Source organism: Cupriavidus sp. USMAHM13 (assembly GCF_001854285.1).
In the GTDB taxonomy this organism is placed as follows: domain Bacteria; phylum Pseudomonadota; class Gammaproteobacteria; order Burkholderiales; family Burkholderiaceae; genus Cupriavidus; species Cupriavidus malaysiensis.
In genome coordinates, this window is sequence record NZ_CP017751.1 from 2578384 (window position 1) to 2595775 (window position 17392).

The window sequence follows — 17392 nt, forward strand, 5'->3', positions numbered from 1 at the left end:
GCTCAGGCCACGCCGTTGCGCTTGGCCAGCTCCACCAGCGCGACCAGGTTCGATACGTTGAGCTTCTGCATCAGCCTCACCCGGTAGGTGCTCACCGTCTTGTGGCTGATCAGCAGGTCCCTGGCAATCTCCTGGTTGCCCAAGCCGCGCGCCAGCAGCCGCAGCACCGACAGCTCGCGGTCGGTCAGCGCGGCCACCTGCACCTGTTCCTCGCTGGCCGCCTTGGCGTTCTCCTGCAAAGCGATCAGCGCGTCCTCGGGGAAATAGGTATAGCCGGACAGCACGGCCCGCACGGCGCCCACCAGTTCGTCCAGATTGTCGTCCTTGCAGACGAAGCCGGCGGCGCCGGCCTGCAGGCAGCGCATGGCGAAATTGCGCGAATCGCTCGAGGTCAGGATCAGAACCTTGACGCGCAGGCCCGCGGACTTCAGGTGGGCGATCACGGCGAAGCCGTCCATCTTGGGGATGGACAAGTCCAGGATGAGCAGATCGGGCTGGTGCTCGCGCACCGCCTGGATGCAAGCCGTGCCGCTGTCGCATTCGGCGACGATCTCGTGGCCTTCCTTCTCCAGCATCAGGCGCACGGCAAGATGGATCAGCGGGTGATCATCGACGACGATGATTCGGCTCATGTCTAGGATTCCTGGGCGGCGGGCGGCAGGGCTCCGCAGAATAGGAATTTCCTGCGGGCATATGCCGATCTTTCTAACTATGTATAGAGAAAAAGCTTAGCACAGGCGTGCGCCGCCCTGCACCCGACCGACGGCGGACTCTATCCTGTCGAGCAAGGCCTGCAGCGGCGCATCGCCGGCCAGCGTGCGCCCCTCGGCCAAGGCCGTTTCTTGCTCGCGGCAGGCAGTCACGAGGTCAGCCCCACGCGCTACCGACAGTGCGCCGCGCATGCGATGCAGCAGCTGGCGCAACAGCACGGCATCGCCCTTGGCGAGCGCGGCCCGCGTGGCGGCCAGGTCCTCCGCCATGGTGGACAGGAACAGCTGGCGCAAGGGGGCGGGCACGTCCAGGGCGTCATCCGCTACCGCTCCTGCCGCATCGGCCACATCGGCCCCATCGGCCCCATCGGCCCCATCGGCCCCATCGGCCACCGCAACGGACTCCATTGCCCCGACTGCCGCTGCCCCCCCCACTGTCCCTGCTGCCGCCACCGCCGCACCAGCGGCCTTCGCCGCTGCGTGCAGCCGCTCATAGAGCGTCAGCAGGCTGATCGGCTTGGTCATCCACGCGTCCATGCCGGCGGCCAGGCAGCGCTCGCCTTCGTCGCGCATGGCGTTGGCGGTCACGCCGAGGATGGGCAGCGAGGCACCGCGCGCGCGCAGGGCGCGCGTCAGCGCATAACCATCCATCACCGGCATATTGACGTCGGTCAGCACCACGTCGAATTGCCCCGTCTGCGCGCAGCGCAGTGCCGCCTCGCCGTCGGCCGCCACCGTCACCGTGCAGCCGAGTGCCTCGAGCTGCTCCTTCAGCAGGGTCCGGTTGATCGGGTTGTCCTCGGCCGCCAGCACTCGCAGCCCCAGCGGCGGCCGCTGCGTCGCGGCATCGTCACCGCCGGCCGCGGGAAGGAGGCCCGGGTCCAGCCCGGCCGCCGCCGCCAGGGCCTGCAGGATGCCCGCGCGGCTATGCAGGTTGACTTGCCAGCCGCCCGCGACGGACTCGGGCCGCAAGGCCGCGTCGTGCCGCGCCGTCACGCGCGCTCCGGCCCAGGGCAGCGGCGCCAGCCACGCCGGCAGCACGTCGAGCAAGAGCGCGTTCCCGGTGTCCGCGCCGCCCTCGCCCGGTGCTTGCTCCGGCACGCCATCTGCCGCCAGCGCATGCGCGTCCCAGCCGAGCGAGACCAGCCAGCGGCAAAGGCTGGCGGTCAGATCCGGCGCAGGCGAGCGCACGCAGACAGGCCGCGCTGCCACGGCCACGGCGGCGTCCGGCTGCGCCGGCAAACGCGGCACGGCGGCCAGCGGCACCGTGAAGGCAAACTGGCTCCCCACGCCGGGCACGCTGACCACCTCCAGCGTGCCCCCCATCAGGTCGCTCAGGCGGCGGCAGATCGACAAGCCCAGCCCGGTTCCGCCGATCGGGGCAGGGGTGGCGGGCCGATCCTTGCCGCGGCCATCGAGGCGGGCATCGGCCTGGTTGTCAGCCTGATAGAAGGGCTCGAACAACCGCTCCTGCTGGGCCTTCGACAAGCCGCTGCCGGTATCGACCACTTCCCAGCGCAGGCGCACCACGCCGTCGTCTGCCTCCCGCTCGCGCCGCAGGGTCACGGCGACGCGGCCGGCGCCGGTGAACTTGATGGCATTGCTGACAAGATTGGCAAGGACCTGCCGGATGCGCATGCCGTCGCCGACCACCGACTGCGGCACGTCGGCGTCCAGGCAAGCGTAGAACTGCAGGCCCTTCTCCTGCGCACGCGCCGCGTAGCTGCGCAGGATGTCCTCGGTCAGTGCCTGCGGGTCGAAGGCCTCGGCTTCCAGCGGCATCTGGCCCGCTTCGATCTTGGAAACGTCGAGGATGTCGCTGATCAATTGCAGCAAGACGTCGGAGGAACTGCGGATGGTGTGCAGATAGCCCTGCTGGCGCGCATCGAGCGGGGTCAGGCCGAGCAGTTCCAGCGTGCTGACCACGCCGTACAGCGGCGTGCGGATCTCATGGCTCATGGTGGCCAGGAAACGGCTCTTGGCCGCATTGGCCTCGTCCGCCGCGGCGCGCGCCCCGCGCAGCGCCGACAGCGCCTCGCGGTGGGCACTGATGTCGTTGAACGCGCAGAGCAGCACACTGGCGCCGCCATACTGCGCCGGCGCCCAGCGTGCATGCAGCGATAGCCCGCCGGCCACCACGCAAGCCTCGCCGGGCACCAGCCGCCCGGCCTCGGACCAATGCCAATCGCGCACCAGCGGCGCGACGGCCTCGGGGCCGCCCAGCCATGCCTGGGCCAGCGCGTTCTGGATGATGACCTCGCGCCCGTCCTGGTCGAGCACGCACAGCGCGACGGGCGCCGTCGCGAAGATGGCGCGATTGAAGGCGTGACTCTCCTGCAGCGCGCGATGCGCTTCGCTGGCCGGCGCCACCACGCGCCGGCGATACCAGCGCAACAGCGCCCAACCCGAGCCGAAGATGGCCAGCAGGGACAGCGCCAGCGCAAGGATGATCCCGCGCTCTTCTCGGAAAAGTTTGCCGTAGGAGATGTGGTAGACGGCCTGCCAGCCCGGCTCCCCATTGTCGCCGCACTTGATCACCAGCCCGCCTGCGGTCAGGTGAACCCCATCCTCGTACTGATCGCCCCCTTCCCGGGAGCCCAGCAGCGCGTGGCCATCCGGGCTCAGCAGGTCGAAGGATGGCGTGTATTGCAGACCCCGTTCGCCGAGGATGCCGTCGAGCTCCAACACGGTGGCCACTGTCACGCGCCGCGGCGCGGCCTGCTGCCACCATAGCGCGTCCGGCACGCTGTCATAAATGTAGGCCAGCAGTTCCGGCTCGTTCCCACCGAAATAGCCGGTGCCGACTTGCCAACGCACCTTCAATACGCCGGGCGGCGGAGGGTCCTGGCGCACTTGCCCGCGGGCGCTGTCGAGCACACGCACCAAGCCCTGGCGCGTTCCGACCGGCAGGTCCGGCCTGGCCTCGATCGAAGGCAAGGCCAGGCCTGCCACACTATCCAGATCGAACAGCAGCATCTGCGGCGCCACATAGCGCGAGTGGCTCCAGAAACTGCTGTAGAAGCTGCCCGCCATCACCCCCAGCCTGAGCTGGCGCTCGCGCGCTTCGGGCACCGGCATCGCCTGACCGCCTGGCAAGACCAGAGCGAACAACGGTGAGAAGGCGAACTGCTGCCCCTCGTAGATATCCACCTCCCCGCGCGGCATGGTCTTCAGCGTGGCCAGTTCGGCACGCTGCTGGATAGGCACGTCCATCGCGTTCGGTGACGGCAGCTTGGTCGCCGGTTCGGTCGCGCGGATGAACTGCAGCAGGAAGCGCTCGTGTTCCTGGATCGTTCCGACCAGCCGCGCGAAGTGGAAAGAGGCCTTCGTCTGCTCGATCCGGAGCACGCGCATTACGCCCCAGTAGGTGGTGCCTAGAAAAAAGGCGGCCAGCAGGATGATGGCCAGCAGGCCGACATTCAGGCGCAGCGTACTCTGCGCCAGTTTCTGGACTTTCGAACTTCGAGTGTTTTCCATTGGCGCCGACCGCAAGCATTCGCTTTTGAAGGGCGGCACGCAGCAGGTCTGCCGGCCTCTGTCTCCGGGTTCGTACCACCGTCAGCGGGATTGTAGCCTTGAGCGCCACTTGTCGCGACAAGTGGGCATGGCCTGGGAACGCCGGAACGGCAGGGGTGGAACGACGCGGTGCTTGTGTTCGCCTTGGGTCGGCACGGACTTGGCGACGGCGAAGCGGTGGGCACCAAGGCCGCAACCGCTACTCGCTACTCGCTACTCGCTACTGATAGGAAAACGTGATCGTGCTCTGCGCCTCAACCGAACCCGGCGTGACCGTCGGCCCGGTCTTGGCGTACCTGGCCACAAAGGAAAGCCCGACCGCTCCATTCGCCCCTGCCGTATCGACGTACCATTGATTGGAATTCCCTTTCGCCGACGAGTCCGGCCCGTAGCTGACCGGCGCCGTTTCCTTCTCGCGATAGATCCGGAGACCGACACCGCCCGCCGTCGAACCCTTGCCAAGGCCGAGCGTATCGCTTGTGTTCAGGGGATTCGATGCGTCCGTCATCGTCGCGTGGACCTTGACGCCCGGATCGCACTGCAATCCCAGCGAGAACGGGGCAGAGGATTCTGCTGACTCGCCCCCCTGCTGATTCAAGCTGTGAGCCGACACCTTTGGCAGCAAAACGGTCTGCTTCGCACCGCTGGTCAGCTTGCATGAACCGGCCTTGACGGTAGCGTTCCCTTTCACTCCCAAAGTCGTCGTCAGAATGGCCTTTGAGTTCGATTTCTGCCTGATATAATTAACCGGACTCATGGTGAAGCTATAGCTCCCGGACTTCACACGCCCCGTGAAAACCAAAGTTGCCCTGAGCTGCAAACCTATATAGAAAATCCCGCTCGTTGGATAACTCAGCGAGCCGATATCCTGCTCCGCGGATTTGATCGGGACCCAATCAGCCGTATTGCTCAACCTGGCCGCCATGGCGATCCCGATACCCGGCACGCTAGTCTCCCAGACGGCATGCTCCACGCCATTCTGCGTATAAGTGACAGTGGATTTTTTAACCGTCTCAGGAATGACGATCGACCCATTGACTCCCGACCTATCATTGCAGGTCAGGCTTTCATTGATCTGAAATATCGAGTAGCTGAAAGAATTGTTAGTGGCGCCGGAAGACACCGCCATCCCCGGGGCCATGGCATCCTCCGCACCGGAAACCGTTTGCGCAGGAAATGATATGGTCGGGCTACCGCTCACCGACCAGCAGATCTCCGCCGCATGAGAGGAAAGTGAAAACGCAGAAAATATAAGAAACAATAATATTCTTGTTGCCATCCCTTACCCCTAAGCAGCGCCAATCAAAAACACGCACCGCATAACGCCCGCGCTGATGCTACCGACCGTCCCGCCGCGTACACGGCTCATCGCTTGTCGCGCGTATGCCAGCCTCCCATTCCCCGCATCCGACCGGACATGACCCTGTCACCCCAGCGTGCAGCAATGCCGCTCCAGTGCCCAATGCGATCCAGCTTTCAGCAACCGGAAACCCGCCCGCTCATTGATAGCTCATGGTGAACGTGGCAGTGCCATTCGCCGTGCCTGGCACGATGGAGGAGGACGTTCGCACATAGCGAGCCTTGAAAGGAATGGTCACGTTGACATTGCCGAAGCTGCCGACCTTCCATTGATTGGTATTGCCTGCCGCCGCAGAGTCCGGGCCGTAACTGACCAGCGTGTCATCCGAGGCCCGCAGGACCTGAATGCCGAAGCCTTTGGCTTGCGAGCCGGATGCCAGCGAGAGCGTATCGGTTTCATTCGCGGGGTTCGCCGAGTCCGTCAGCGTCATGTACATCTTCGTCGACGTGCCCGGGTTGCCACCAGAGCATTGGAGGCGCACCTCGAAGGATTTCGGTGAAGACGTTGCGCCGACGCTCTTCAGCTCGCTGGTTGTTGCCTTCCCCAGCTCAACTCCCACTTTCGGGGTCAACACATTGCAGGTCGGAACTTTCGGAACGATATTGATCGAGCCATTCGTCACAATGGAGCGGATCTGCTTTTCATGCATGACGATATAGGTCATACCAATCTCCCCGCTCAAAATGCCAGCCGCCGTGATATCGCCAGTCTTTACGAGCTCGATCGTAAATTCCGTCCCTGCGGCCAGCCCATAGTCAGTACCGGTCCCGCTAGTCGATTGCGGCCACCACTCAGTCGTATTGATACCCCCTCTTATGCGAACCCCTACTCCGGCAACTGGCGTGGGATAGGTGTTGTACTTTCCGGGGGCGGGGCTTGTCGAGCCGAAATACCCGACGAGACCAACGGTTGAATCGCAATACGCCCTCCCGCCCGATCCGGTCGAGGTCCCCGACGACGTGAAGATCACCGCTCCCTCCTTGACATTGGGATCAAATGGAGGCGGAGAGAATTTCGGCAGCGTGACGACAAGATAGTCCACCTCTTTGCCGGCATCGGTCTTGACCGTGCATTTTGCATTCGCATAGCTGGACAGAAGAGCCAGGATCGCGACCCCGATGAGTTTTATTTTTCCCTTGTTCATACTTGACTCCTTGTTTTCCGATCGTCCCGCTCGCCGCAGGCCCGGACCGCACGATGCGCGGCCCGGATGGCGATCACTTGACGGTGGTGACCATCGCGCCGCGGACACAGCTCGCTACCTGGCGCTCATACATCAGCGCCTTGTTCTGCGGCTTCAACGCGTAGCCGATCGTGCACTGCTCGTCACCCCAGCGCACGTCGATGTTGCCCTTGTCCTCGATACCGAACACCAGCAGGCGCGACTGGCTGTCCACCATGCCGAGCGGCCTGCCCTTGGCGTCATAGGCGTGGGCGCCGAACGGCACCTTGCCGGCCTGGTCCAGGCTCAGCTCGAACTGCACGCGGCGGCCCGTCTCGGCCTCGAAGCGCGTCTTGACCACGGCGCCGCGGGTGGGCACCACCATCTTGGAGTTCTCGGTGATCTCGGTCTCGACGCCGGTGCTGGACGGATCGACGTTGAGCCAGTTCACGCGATAGGGCTGCAGATAGGGCACCACGGCATAGCCGCTGCGGTCGGTGCGGACCGACGGCGAATTGCTCATCGACACGCCGGCCACCTTCGGCACCTCGACCACGGCAAAGGTCTCGCCCAGCGGCTGGCCCAGTGTCACGCCGCCGCCGTGCAACACCACGGAGCCCGAGGCGCTCGCATCGACGTGGCTGCCGAAGCGGTTCTGGCTGGCGTTGCCGCTCAGCTTGGCCGTGGGCGTATCCCAACCCAGGCTGACGCCGCCCGAACCGCCGCCGTCGCGGCTGTAGCCGGCCTGCACGCCATAGTTGACGGTATTGGCATCGTTCAGATAGCCCGTCACGCCGGACTGCAGGTTGTAGTCGCCGCGCACCGACGACACCGCGTTGGCGTAGGCCCGATGCGTTCGCCCCACCTTGCCCAGCGGAATGCTGAGCGACACGCTGAACTGCGTTTCGGGCCGGGCGGCCAGGCCCGAGTCCCGCGTATGCGACACCGACAGGCTGTAGCTGATGTCCTTGTAGCTGCTGCTGTAGCCGAGCTGCACGCGCCGGCTGCGGCCGTCGCCGCTCCAGTAGCTGGTGTCGCCCACGCCGAGGTACAGCGAGCCGCTCGACAGCGGCTGGCTGATATTGACGTCCACCCGGCTCTTCTGCCGGCGGAAGCCCTGCCCGTCGGGGCGGTCGGTCTCGTCCACGTGCTGGCTGAAGGTACGGTAGCCGTCCGTGGAATAGCGGTAGCCCACCATGGTGAAGGTGGTGTTGGTGGGATTGACCGTCTTCGAATACAGGAAGCGGACGCTCTGCCCCTGCCGGGTGCCGTTGGGCGTGCGCGAGCGGCTGTGCGTCACGTCCAGCGACACACCGCCGATACGGGTGTTCACGCCCACGCCGAGGTTGGCCGCCGCGTAGTCTTGCGACGCCTGGATGCCGCCATAGGCCGTCCAGTCTTCGGACACGCCGTAGACCATGGTGCCCTGCAGGAACTTCGGGCGCGACGAACCTTCGCCGCGGTACTGGCCGCCGGCCAGCGCATAGCGCAGGCTGCCGTGGCGCACCATCACCGGCAGGTAAGAGTACGGCTGCGTAAAGCGGCGCACGCGTCCGTCGGCCTCGGTGATACGGATCTCGAGGTCGCCGTTGGAGCCGCTCGGATAGATGTCATTGATCTCGAACGCGCCGGGCGGCACCGCCGTCGAATAGATGACGTAGCCGTTCTGGCGCACCTCGACCACGGCATTGCTCTCGGCGATGCCGCGCACGGTCGGTGCGAAGCCCATCTCGCCGTCTGGCAGCATGGCCAGGTCGGTGCCGATCTGCCCGCCCAGGAAGCGCACGCTCTCGAAGATGTCGCCCGGCGTGTACAGTTCGCCCGCCGACGCCTTGCCGCGCAGGCTGGCGAAATTCCGCTCCACGTAGGTGCGGTTGCTGGAGAAGCGGCTGCCCGTCTCGGAGGAGCCCGACAACGAGGATTCGTTGCGGAAGCGCCAGCCGCCGATATTGAAGCCGCTGCGCAGGCCGAGGTAATAGTAGTCGCTGTGCTGGCCGTTGCCGTCATTGCGGCTGTAGGTGGCCTGGTAATCCGTGTAGAGGGCCGGCACGCCGTCATCCCACAGCGACGGATCCACGTAGCCGCGCGCGGTGCGCAGCACATAGGCCTGCGGAATGCTCAGGAAAAGCGAGAGCGTGTTCGCCTCGAAATCCACCGCCGCGCCGTCCGCCAGCGCGGACAGGTCAACGGCAGCGTTGTCATCGGTGCCAGCGGGGATGCGGCCCTCCTTCGCCAGCTTGGCCACGTCGACACCGATCGCGCGCAGCAGCCCGAGCGGGATGGCGGGCCGGACCAGGCCTTCGGCATCCGGATTGAACTGCACAGTGTGGCGCCGGGTCAGCGACTGGTTCAGGTAGACGTCGACGTCGTAGCTGCCGGGCAGCACCGCGTTGCCCTTCTCGAAATAGTGCAGCGCGACCGGTCCATCACCCTTGCGCAGGAAGGACTCGTTGAATTCCACGGCATGGCCCGCGGAGGGCAGCACCAGCCCGAGCATAACCAGCCAAGGCACGCTGATCTGCGCGACGTTGCCGAGTTCACTGGACTGCCTGATGACTTCCTTCCTGACGATGACCATAACCGTTTTCTCTTGTGATTCGCTTCCCAGCCCGTTCCGCGGGCGGGCGCAAAGCGCCCTCTCCCCCCATCCATGAACGGGGGTGGCGGAGATCAAGGGGAAGCGGCGTGTTAGGCGGCGGCTGTGAGGCGACAGCCTCAGTTGCCGGTGGCGCCTTCGTGCGACTGGATGGCGCCGTAGTCGTTGATGGTGTCGAAGCGAACCTTGGCGTCCGCGTTGGCGGCGCCCGCCGGCAGGCCCTTCACTTCGAACCGGCGCGTTCCGGCCGGCGGCACCATTTCAGGTGCGGCCTCGTAGTCACGGCCGCCGCTGTGCAGCTTGACCCCGGCCAGCGAGACGTGGAATGCGGTGGGATTGCTCACCTCCAGCTGCGCCTTGCCATCGTGCGGAACCAGGCGCCAGCGCAGTTGCGCGGGGGCCTTGGCCACATCGCCGGGCAGGCCGGCAGGCCGGTAGAAGAGCTTGATGCGCTGGCGCAGCGCGATCTGCAGCGTGTTCTCGTCCTTGGGCTTCTGCGGGATCTCCTGCACGTTGACCCAGAAGACCGATTCACGGTCGGTGGGAAGCCCTTGGCCGTAGTAAAGAATGCGAAGCGTCTGCTGTTTCTCCGCACCCAGGCGGCCAAGCGTCGGCGTGATGGCGAACGGCACGTCCGCCTTGTCGTCGGCGCCGTCGATCCAGGCCTGGATCATGACGTCCGCCGCCGCACGGTTACGGACCAGCACCGACGCCTCCTTGCTCGGCGCGGCCAGCACGACGCGGGTACCGTCGAGCGTGATGCCGGCGAGCGACGCGCCCGAAGCCAGCCCCAGAGAACCGGCCAGGGCCAGCCCAGCAATGTGAGAGCGTTTCATATTGGATTCCGTGATGCCCGGACGGGCGGGAGGCCGGAGCCCCCCGCTCAGCCCGGAGGGTTGGGGGGGATTACTCGTAGGTCAGCGTGAAGGGCAGCGTGCCGTTGGCGTCGCCGGGGCCGATGGCGTCGCCGTTCTTCACGTAGCCCGCGCGCAGGGCCAGCTTTGCCGTGTACTTGTCGCCGTCCTTGACCAGATCACCCTCGATCACGCTGTTGCCGCTCAGGTCCAGCAGCTCGTTCTTGCCGTTGTACAGGCCGATGCCCACGCCGGTGGCCGGGCCGGTGATGGCGAGCAGCTTGTTGTTGTGCTTGTCGATACCCGAGCCGGAGACCGGGTCGAAGCGGACCTTGACCGTGTTCAGGCCTGTGGCCGAGTTGTCGCAGTTCAGGTCGAGGTTGATCGCGGTGCCGGCGATGATGTTGCCGCCCGCGGTGCCACCCAGCGAGTCAGTGGTGACCTTGCCGAGCTTGACGTCGATGGTCTGATTGCCCTGGCTGCCGCCCACGTTGGTGCCGCTGCCGCCGACGAGGCTGCAAGAGGCGGCGATGATGCTGCCGGTGAAGTTGATGGTGCCGTCGGCGGCCATGGCCGAGCTGGCGCCAAAGGTGGCGGCGGTGGCGGCGGCGGCGATGAGGGCCATGCGGATCTGCTTGGACATATTGTGCTCCTGTGAAGGTTGGTAGTGAGGTTCTCTCGAAAGAGGACCCCATTATCTCGACCGAAGCACATTCCGATAAAGCAGCCGAATCCTAAGATTGGATCAGAAAAATCCGATTATGGTCAGACCCCACCCTTTCCGCCCCCCCGACACCATTTGAGAGAAAGCATGACGCCAACCTGGGGTATAGTATGGATTAATCCTGGCCACTCCCCAGCGGGAAACGACTCCACCAACCTATGAATGTTCTGAATATGCGAAAGCCTTTGCGCTCTCTCTTCGCAGCCACCCCACGCCCAGCCGCCCCACGGCGGTCCGAACGCCCAAGCACCGCCGTCGACGCACACGGCGATGGCACGCAGGCACTGCCACGGCGCAAGCCCTGGCAGATCTGGCGCCTGCAATCGGCCGGATGGGGCTACTGCGCCCTGGCGACAGCCATTCCGCCGCAACTGCAGGCCGGCCGCAAGGCGTGGCGCGGGCAGCTGCCGGCGCGCGATCGCTATGGCGAGGCCAAGGTGGCACGGCTGGGCTGGGCCACCTTGCAGGTCGTCGGGCGTGCGCCCGCGGCGGCCGGCGTGATCGGCGCCAAGCGTGCGCTGCGCTGCCTCTATCAGCCATGGAGCCTGCAGTTCCGCGCCGGCTGAGCCCGCCACGCCGTCGGCAGCCACACCTCGCGGCACGGATTTATCGGAAGGGTATTTTCCAGCGCTTCACCCAGCACTTTCACCGCACTCCTCGCCGCCACCACGTACCCTAATTGGGAAAGGAAGACCTTGTCCAACGGGGGAGACATGATAATCCGGCCGCCATCCGAGAGATCGAGGCATCAGAATCCGCATCGGAAAAAACGGATTCTAAATGAATATCCATTAATACATCGAATCCAGTCTCCGCGGCGCTCCCGGGCTTCTTTCAACCATGGCAGGGATGCCGACGCTGGCATGGGCGGCGGCCATGGGTGGGCGACCCTGATGAAACACTGGGCGGCGGCCTGCCGGGCCGCCGCGGAACGTGCTGCCCTTGGCTGCCTCAGCCGATACGCACCCGCGCCTGCAGAGCGCCACCCGTGCCATGCATGCGCCCGGACAGTTCCAGGGCCAGGCCGGAAATCACCGCATCGCCATCGCTCAATTCTGCGATGGCCTGCAGCAGCGCATGCAGGTGCCCGCAGTCAGCCCGGAAATGGCCGTGCGCCTGGAAATCGCGTTCGGCAAGAGCGCCGAATCCTGGCTCGCGCACCAAGCCGCCTATGACCTCTGGCTCGTCGAGCAAAGGCGTGGTGAGTTGCACGTCCATCCGCTGAAGCACGCGGCCTGAGCCTCAAGGCAACGCGGCGCCATCAAGGCGCCGCGTCATACCAACAGCAATCGCAACAGCTGCCAGCTGCCAGCTGCCAGCTGCCGCTACTGTCTTACCCCACCCACTTGCGCGCGTTGCGGAACATGCGCATCCACGGGCTGCCGCCGTCGGCCACCTGCTTCCAGGCGTCCGGCGCCCAGCTCATGGTGGCGGCGCGGAAGACGCGCTCGGGGTGCGGCATCAGCACGGTGAAGCGGCCGTCGGTGGTGGTCACCGAGGTGATGCCGTCCGGCGAGCCGTTCGGGTTGAGCGGATAGGTCTGGGTGACCGCGCCGCGGTTGTCGACGAAGCGCAGCGCCACGTCGACCTTGCCCTGGTCGCCCTGTTGCGAGAAGTCGGCGAAACCCTCGCCGTGCGCCACCACGATGGGGATGCGGCTGCCTTCCATGCCGGCGAAGAAGATCGACGGCGAGGACTGCACTTCCACGGTGACGAAGCGCGCTTCGTACTGCTCGGACTGGTTGCGCGTGAACTTGGGCCAGGCACCGGCGCCCGGAATGATCGGGGCCAGGTTGCTCATCATCTGGCAGCCGTTGCACACACCCAGCGCGAAGGTGTCCTGGCGGTTGAAGAAGGCGGCGAACTGCTCCGCCATCTGCGCGTTGAACAGGATGGTCTTGGCCCAGCCCTCGCCCGCGCCCAGCACGTCGCCGTAGCTGAAGCCGCCGCAGGCCACGAAGCCGGTGAAATCGGACAGCTTGGCGCGGCCGGCGATCAGGTCGCTCATGTGCACGTCGTAGGTGTCGAAGCCGGCGCGGTCCATGCTGTACGCCATCTCGATCTGCGAGTTCACGCCCTGTTCGCGCAGGATGGCCACGCGCGGACGCGCGCCGCTGGCGATGAAGGGCGCGGCGATGTCTTCGGCCGGATCGAACGTCAGCACGGGCGAGATGCCGGGGTCGGCGGCGTCGAGCACGCGTTCGTATTCGCTGTCGGCGCAGGCCGGGTTGTCGCGCAGGCGCGCGATGCGCCAGCTCACTTCGCTCCAGTTGCGCTGCAGTTCGCTGCGCGGCGCGCTGTAGACCTTCTTGGCGTCGCGGAAGATCTCGAACTGGTCGCTCGTGTTGGGCTTGCCGACCACATGGCTGCAGGCCGACAGGCCCGCCTCGCGCAGCACGGCGAAGACCGCGTCGCGCTCGTCGCGGCGCACCTGGATCACCGCGCCCAGTTCTTCCGAGAACAGCGCGCGCAGGGTCTGGTCGTTGCGGCGCTCGGCGATCTGCTGGGCCCAGTTCTTGGCATCGCCGTAGTCCTGTTCCTGGCCCGGCTCCAGCGTCAGCATGTCGACATTGAGCGACACGCCGGTGTGGCCGGCGAAGGCCATCTCGGCCAGCGTGGCCAGGAAGCCGCCATCGGAACGGTCGTGGTAGGCCAGCAGCTTGCCTTCGCGGTTCAGGCGCTGGATCACGTTGAAGAACTGCTTCAGGTCTTCGGCGCTGTCCACGTCCGGCGCGCTGTCGCCGACCTGCTGCGTCACCTGCGCCAGGATGCTGCCGCCCATGCGGTTCTTGCCGCGGCCCAGGTCGATGGCGATCAGCACCGTCTCGCCCTGGTCGGTGCGCAGTTGCGGGGTCAGCGTGCGGTCGGTGTCATCGACGGCGGCGAAGGCCGAGATGATCAGCGACACCGGCGCCACCACTTCCTTGTCCACGCCCTCGTCCTGCCACTTGGTGCGCATCGACAGGGAATCCTTGCCCACCGGGATGCTGATGCCCAGTGCCGGGCACAGGTCCATGCCCACCGCCTTGACGGTGTCGTACAGCTTGGCGTCCTCGCCGGCCACGCCGCAGGCTGCCATCCAGTTGGCCGACAGCTTGACCTTGCCCAGGTCCTTGACGGAGGCGGCGGCCAGGTTGGTCAGCGCCTCGCCGATGGCCATGCGGCCCGAGGCGGGCGCGTCGATCACGGCCAGCGGGGTGCGCTCGCCCATGGTCATGGCCTCGCCGGCGCGGCCCTTGTAGTCGAGCGTGGTCACGGCCACGTCGGCCACCGGCACCTGCCACGGGCCGACGAACTGGTCGCGCGCGTTCATGCCGCCCACGGTGCGGTCGCCGATGGTGATCAGGAAGGACTTGCTGGCCACGGTGGGATGGCGCAGCACGTCGCGCACGGCCTGCTCCAGCGCCACGCCGGTGACGTCGACCGGCGGCAGCGCCTGCTCGACGTGGGTGACGTCGCGGTGCATGCGCGGCGGCTTGCCCAGCAGCACGTCCATCGGCATGTCGACGGCGTAGTGATCCTTGAGGGCGGCGTCCACGCTGGAATCTACCAGCTGCAGCTGCTTTTCCTCGGTGGCCACGCCGACCACGGCGAAGGGCGAGCGCTCGCGTTCGCACATGGCCTGGAACAGCGGCAGCGAATCCGGCGCGATGGCCAGCACGTAGCGCTCCTGCGACTCGTTGCACCAGATCTCGGCCGGGCTCATGCCCGACTCTTCCAGGTGCACCTGGCGCAGGTCGAAGCGTGCGCCGCGGCCGGCACCGTCGACGATCTCGGGGAAGGCGTTGGAGATACCGCCGGCACCCACGTCGTGGATCGACAGGATGGGGTTGGCGTCGCCGAGCTGCCAGCAGGCATTGATGACTTCCTGCGCGCGGCGCTCCATCTCGGGGTTGCCGCGCTGCACGGAGTCGAAGTCCAGGTCGGCGGTATTGGTGCCGGTGGCCATCGAGCTGGCCGCGCCGCCGCCCATGCCGATACGCATGCCGGGGCCGCCGAGCTGGATCAGCAGCGAGCCGGCCGGCACGCCATCCTTGTGCGTGTGGCTGGCGTCGATGTTGCCGATGCCGCCGGCGATCATGATGGGCTTGTGGTAGCCGCGCACCGTGCCGCCCACGTTCTGCTCGTAGACGCGGAAGTAGCCGCCCAGGTTGGCACGGCCGAATTCATTGTTGAAGGCGGCGCCGCCGAGCGGGCCGTCGATCATGATCTGCAGCGGCGAGGCGATGCGCTCGGGCTTGCCGGTCACGCCCGGCTTGTCGTCCGGATTACGATGCGCCAGCGGCTGGGCCGCGTCGCGGTCGTTCTCCCACGCCTCGAGCGCATCCGGCAGCATCAGGTTGGACACGGTGAAGCCGGTCAGGCCGGCCTTGGGCTTGGCGCCGCGGCCGGTCGCGCCCTCGTCGCGGATCTCGCCGCCGGCGCCGGTGGAGGCGCCCGGGAACGGGGAGATGGCGGTCGGGTGGTTGTGCGTCTCCACCTTCATCAAGGTGTGCGTGAGCGCCTGGTGACGGCCGTACTGCTGGCCCTCGCCGCGCGGGAACCAGCGCTCGGCCACGTCACCTTCCATCACCGCCGAGTTGTCCGAGTAGGCCACGATCGAGCCCTGCGGATTGAGCTGGTGCGTGTTGCGGATCATGGCGAACAGCGACTTGTCCTGCTGCACGCCGTCGATGGTCCAGGTGGCGTTGAAGATCTTGTGCCGGCAGTGCTCGCTATTGGCCTGCGCGAACATCATCAGTTCGACGTCGGTCGGGTTGCGGCCGAGCTTGGCGTAGGCGTCGATCAGGTAGTCGATCTCATCTTCCGACAGCGCCAGGCCCATTTCCACGTTGGCCTGCGCCAGTGCCGGGCGGCCGCCCGCGATGTCGATGAAGCGCAGCGGCTTGGCCGGCAGTTCCTCGAACAGGCCGGCGGCCTCCTCCCGCGTGGCCACCACGGTCTCGGTCATGCGGTCGAACAGGTGGGCGGCGACAGCCGCGCGCGTGCCGGCGTCCAGCGCCTTGCGGCCGCGCAGCAGCCCCTTCTTGCAGACCACCGTGATCTCGATGCCGCGCTCGATGCGGTGCACGTGCGTCAGGCCGCAGTTGTGCGCGATATCGGTAGCCTTGCTGGCCCAGGGCGAGATGGTGCCGAAACGCGGAATCACGACGAAGCGGTCACCCTCGGGCTGCGCGGCGAACGGTGCGCCGTAAGTGAGCAGCGCTGCGATGCGGCTTTGGTCTTCGGCCGAGAGCGGCGCGTTGCTGTCGACGAAATGCACGAATTGGCCGTGCACCGATTCGATGTCGGCGTCGATCTGCTTGAGGGCCGTGAGCAGGCGTTGCTGGCGGAAGGCGGAAAGCGCCAAAGCGCCGGGGAAGCACGAGAAATGCGCCATGATCTGAGCGGTCGGGAGGCGTAGGAGGAGTGGACTGCAGCCGGCGGGCGCCGCTGAGTGGGGCGTCCGGCAGCGAAAGCATGGAATTATACCTTAGCGAGGGGCGTTTCCCGCAGTGCGGCGACGCATCCAGACCTGCCCGGATCCGCCTGCCGGGCCGTCCGCAGAGAAGGGATGTGCAGGGAACGTCCCGCGCCCGTGCTGACTGCTGCCCGGGCCCGTGTGGCGCGCCTCCGCCTGCACCCTGCTCCGCGCGCGTCCGTCGCGCCGGTCGCGGCCGGCGCGGCGTTACCGCCCGGCCCGCTCTGCTACAAGGAGGTCGCGGAGCGCGCTGCCTGCTCGTACAGGCCGGTCAGCACGCGCAGCAGGCGCGCCAGTTCGCCGATCTCCGCGTTCTCGGCACTGCCAGGCGTCATATTGCTGGTCAGGCATTGCTCGCGGATCTCGCGGTAGCGGGCGCAGGCCTCGGCACCGGCAGGCGTGGTCGAATAGGTGGCCTCCTTGCCGACCCGCTCCCCCGCCACCAGGCCAAGGCCCTGCAGCTTCTTCAGGGCGTAGGTGACGAGATGGGTGTCCTCCACGTTCAGCACGAAGCAGATGTCGGCCAGCCGCTTGGCGCGGCCGCGGTGGTTGACGTGATGCAGTACCAGCACGTCGAGGAAGGTCAGATCGTGCACACCGGCCGCCCCCATGCAACGCACCACCCAGCGGCTGTAGGCGTTGTAGGCCGTGTTCAGGCCGAACTCGAACTCCGACAGTTCCGGGCTGCGCGCCGAGACCAGGTGGGCCGAGGAAACGATGTTGGGACCCACCGCGCGCTGCAGCGGGATGGGCGCCGCTTCCGGGGTGACGGCCGGGACGGCGGCCGGGTCGGCCTGGACTGGCTTGCGTGCCATCGAAATACTCCTGAATGCGATCTGCGCGGCGTGCCTGCCCATGCCGGCACGCGAGGCGGAAACAAGGACTGCCGCCGGCACCACCGGCCGGACCCGCCTGCCGGCGGCTCGCTGGCGGCACACTGGTGGCGGCGCTGGCGTCGGCACCGGTGGCAGGCTGACGGTGGCTTGGGGGGTGGATCGAGCGTTGATTG

11 protein-coding genes are annotated in these 17392 nt (G+C 66.5%); 2 read left to right on the forward strand and 9 right to left on the reverse strand.

Annotated elements, in window-relative coordinates; translation table 11 throughout:
• Positions 1-2 precede the first annotated feature (2 nt).
• The 7 genes from BKK81_RS11305 to BKK81_RS11335 all read right to left on the reverse strand — a co-directional run bounded on the left by BKK81_RS11305 (position 3) and on the right by BKK81_RS11335 (position 10841).
• Entirely contained in the window at positions 3-632 is a 630-nt protein-coding gene (locus BKK81_RS11305; RefSeq protein ID WP_071012892.1) for a response regulator transcription factor, read from the reverse strand.
• Between the two features lie 96 nt (positions 633-728).
• The gene (locus tag BKK81_RS11310) at positions 729-4187 is read right to left on the reverse strand and encodes a hybrid sensor histidine kinase/response regulator (protein WP_071012894.1); all 3459 of its coding nucleotides are present in this window, start codon (positions 4185-4187) and stop codon (positions 729-731) included.
• Between the two features lie 259 nt (positions 4188-4446).
• Positions 4447-5505: a fimbrial protein gene (locus tag BKK81_RS11315; protein ID WP_083384071.1), complete on the reverse strand. Its 1059-nt coding sequence runs from the start codon at positions 5503-5505 to the stop codon at positions 4447-4449.
• A gap of 220 nt (positions 5506-5725) precedes the next feature.
• Positions 5726-6730, reverse strand: coding sequence for a fimbrial protein (locus tag BKK81_RS34230; protein ID WP_197523911.1), 1005 nt, complete (start codon positions 6728-6730; stop codon positions 5726-5728).
• A 73-nt stretch (positions 6731-6803) separates the two neighbouring features.
• A complete protein-coding gene (locus BKK81_RS11325; RefSeq protein WP_071012897.1) occupies positions 6804-9326 on the reverse strand; it encodes a fimbria/pilus outer membrane usher protein in 2523 nt (840 codons plus the stop codon).
• Between the two features lie 137 nt (positions 9327-9463).
• Positions 9464-10180 (reverse strand): fimbrial biogenesis chaperone, encoded by a 717-nt coding sequence (locus tag BKK81_RS11330; RefSeq protein ID WP_071012899.1) that lies wholly within the window; start codon positions 10178-10180, stop codon positions 9464-9466.
• Between the two features lie 70 nt (positions 10181-10250).
• Positions 10251-10841, reverse strand: a complete 591-nt coding sequence (locus BKK81_RS11335) for a fimbrial protein (RefSeq protein ID WP_071012901.1) — start codon at positions 10839-10841, stop codon at positions 10251-10253.
• A gap of 266 nt (positions 10842-11107) precedes the next feature.
• Here BKK81_RS11335 and BKK81_RS11340 point away from each other — a divergent pair, with 266 nt between their 5' ends.
• Positions 11108-11488 (forward strand): hypothetical protein, encoded by a 381-nt coding sequence (locus tag BKK81_RS11340; RefSeq protein ID WP_231907910.1) that lies wholly within the window; start codon positions 11108-11110, stop codon positions 11486-11488.
• Between the two features lie 376 nt (positions 11489-11864).
• Complete coding sequence (locus tag BKK81_RS35995) at positions 11865-12161, forward strand: helix-turn-helix transcriptional regulator (RefSeq protein ID WP_197523912.1); 297 nt, start codon at positions 11865-11867, stop codon at positions 12159-12161.
• A gap of 94 nt (positions 12162-12255) precedes the next feature.
• On the opposite strand, the gene purL is transcribed toward BKK81_RS35995, so the two are convergent.
• Both purL and BKK81_RS11355 read right to left on the reverse strand, forming a co-directional pair.
• A complete protein-coding gene (gene purL / locus BKK81_RS11350; protein ID WP_071012902.1) occupies positions 12256-16302 on the reverse strand; it encodes a phosphoribosylformylglycinamidine synthase in 4047 nt (1348 codons plus the stop codon).
• 308 nt (positions 16303-16610) lie between these two features.
• The gene (locus tag BKK81_RS11355) at positions 16611-17198 is read right to left on the reverse strand and encodes a winged helix DNA-binding protein (RefSeq protein ID WP_071012904.1); all 588 of its coding nucleotides are present in this window, start codon (positions 17196-17198) and stop codon (positions 16611-16613) included.
• Positions 17199-17392: the final 194 nt, after the last annotated feature.

What these genes read in the sequence shown, in the direction of transcription:
- BKK81_RS11325 (WP_071012897.1), bottom strand. Translation starts at nt 9,326, where the DNA reads ATGGTCATCGTCAGGAAGGAAGTCATCAGGCAGTCCAGTGAACTCGGC.
- BKK81_RS11305 (WP_071012892.1), bottom strand. Translation starts at nt 632, where the DNA reads ATGAGCCGAATCATCGTCGTCGATGATCACCCGCTGATCCATCTTGCC.
- BKK81_RS34230 (WP_197523911.1), bottom strand. Translation starts at nt 6,730, where the DNA reads ATGAACAAGGGAAAAATAAAACTCATCGGGGTCGCGATCCTGGCTCTT.
- BKK81_RS11315 (WP_083384071.1), bottom strand. Translation starts at nt 5,505, where the DNA reads ATGGCAACAAGAATATTATTGTTTCTTATATTTTCTGCGTTTTCACTT.
- purL (WP_071012902.1), bottom strand. Translation starts at nt 16,302, where the DNA reads ATGGCGCATTTCTCGTGCTTCCCCGGCGCTTTGGCGCTTTCCGCCTTC.
- BKK81_RS11335 (WP_071012901.1), bottom strand. Translation starts at nt 10,841, where the DNA reads ATGTCCAAGCAGATCCGCATGGCCCTCATCGCCGCCGCCGCCACCGCC.
- BKK81_RS11355 (WP_071012904.1), bottom strand. Translation starts at nt 17,198, where the DNA reads ATGGCACGCAAGCCAGTCCAGGCCGACCCGGCCGCCGTCCCGGCCGTC.
- BKK81_RS11310 (WP_071012894.1), bottom strand. Translation starts at nt 4,187, where the DNA reads ATGGAAAACACTCGAAGTTCGAAAGTCCAGAAACTGGCGCAGAGTACG.
- BKK81_RS11330 (WP_071012899.1), bottom strand. Translation starts at nt 10,180, where the DNA reads ATGAAACGCTCTCACATTGCTGGGCTGGCCCTGGCCGGTTCTCTGGGG.